Origin of the sequence: Eudoraea sp. (assembly GCF_049665975.1) — a bacterium.
Taxonomy (GTDB): Bacteria; Bacteroidota; Bacteroidia; order Flavobacteriales; family Flavobacteriaceae; genus Eudoraea.
Genome location: NZ_JBATGR010000085.1, coordinates 1 through 1,648 on the forward strand (window position 1 = coordinate 1; position 1,648 = coordinate 1,648).

Consider the following 1,648-nt stretch of genomic DNA (forward strand, 5'->3'; position numbering starts at 1 on the left):
GTTTTCCTCCTTCCATTCTTGATGGTGGTTCCTGGCCTACACCAAAAGATCCCGCAGCAATAAAACCGACTCCATTATTCACAGAAATTACCTCGTTATTTAAAAAAGTAACATTATAATTTATTCCAAAAGTGAAGTCATTAGAAGAGTTGTTACTGTATCCGATGGCAAATTCAAATCCACTGTTTTCAACGAGACCTGCATTTACAACAGGGGGTTGTGACCCGGGAGCAGCAGCCCCCAATATTCCTGAAACCGGAGGTTGTAGTAAGAGTCCGTCTGTTCGTTTATTAAAGTAATCTGCTGTGATATCAATCCTATTGTCAATTAACCTTATATCTACACCAACATCTAATGTTTTTTGTTCTTCCCATTGAATTTCCGGATTTGAAAGTACCCCAACCGCTTTACCAAAAACAAGTTGATTGGATAAAACATAAGTAGCTTCGCCGGATAAAACCGATCTAAAAGCATTACTGGGTATTCTGTCATTTCCAACTATACCATAACTTCCCCTTAATTTCAAGAAGTTAATTACATTACTATCTTCTAAAAAGTTTTCATCTGAAGCTACCCATCCAACGGAGCCTGAAGGAAAATAACCAAATCTATTATTAGGTCCAAACTTAGAGGATCCGTCCCTTCTTATAATGGCCGAAACAAGGTATTTACCTTTATAATTGTATTGGGCTCTTAGGAAGTAAGATAATAGCCTATCCCTAAACTCACCACTTAATCCGCTATCCTTTAAGCCATTTTGCTGATCCACGGTATCTTCTATTCTGGCTGATGCAAAGTCTACATCCGATTCAAAAAATCCCTGTGTAGTTCCGGAGAATATACCACTGGTTTCAAATACAGATGTTCCCAGGGTTCCTTTTATATTATGATCTTCACCCAGGGTTTTATCATAGTTTATAAAGGCGTCAAACGTATAGTCCCTGAATATATCCTTATTTACGAAAAGCGTTGGCCTGCCCGTATTATTAAAGACTTTTCCCGATCCGTAAAATACAGTTGGGTTAAAGCTTTTTCCTTTGACCTCTGCATAGTTAAACTGAAAGCTGGCTTCTGCAGTAAAATCGTTCAGGAAAAGATAGCTGACTCCTAATTTTCCGCTTATCTTATCTACATTAGTTTGATTAAAGGTATTTGCAACCTGAGCCAGAGGGTTAATTACTTCATTACCCAGGCCTTCAGCAAGGGTAAATTCACCATTTCTATCTTTTACTGCAAAAGCAGGTGCATTGTTAAGTGCATTAAACAGTACTGATCCTAAAGCGTTTTCCGGAAGTGTTTTTCGATTCGTACCGGTATATAGGAGGTTGGCCACCACATTGAAATCTTCAAAGATTTCTGAATTTAAATTAACTCTGGTAGTATATCTTCTAAAATTAGCCTTAGGACCTCCTACAATCCCATCCTGAGTTAAATAAGACGATGCAGCAGAAAATGTTGTTTTTTCACCACCTCCGCTTACAGTAATATTTTGGTTAATTATCGGAGCGGTTTGGAATACTTCATCTTGCCAGTCGGTACCTCTCCCCAAAGAAGAAACATCGGGATAAGGCAAACTGCCCCCACCTGCGGCAAAAGCCTCATTAACAATGATACCATATTCTGTTGCGTCCAGTACAGGAATTTGCCT

The 1,648-nt window shown here is 38.8% G+C and carries 1 pseudogene; it reads right to left on the reverse strand.

Going from position 1 to position 1,648, the window contains the following annotated elements:
- A pseudogene (locus WBN20_RS03575) lies at nt 1-1,648 on the reverse strand (SusC/RagA family TonB-linked outer membrane protein); the annotation flags it as partial.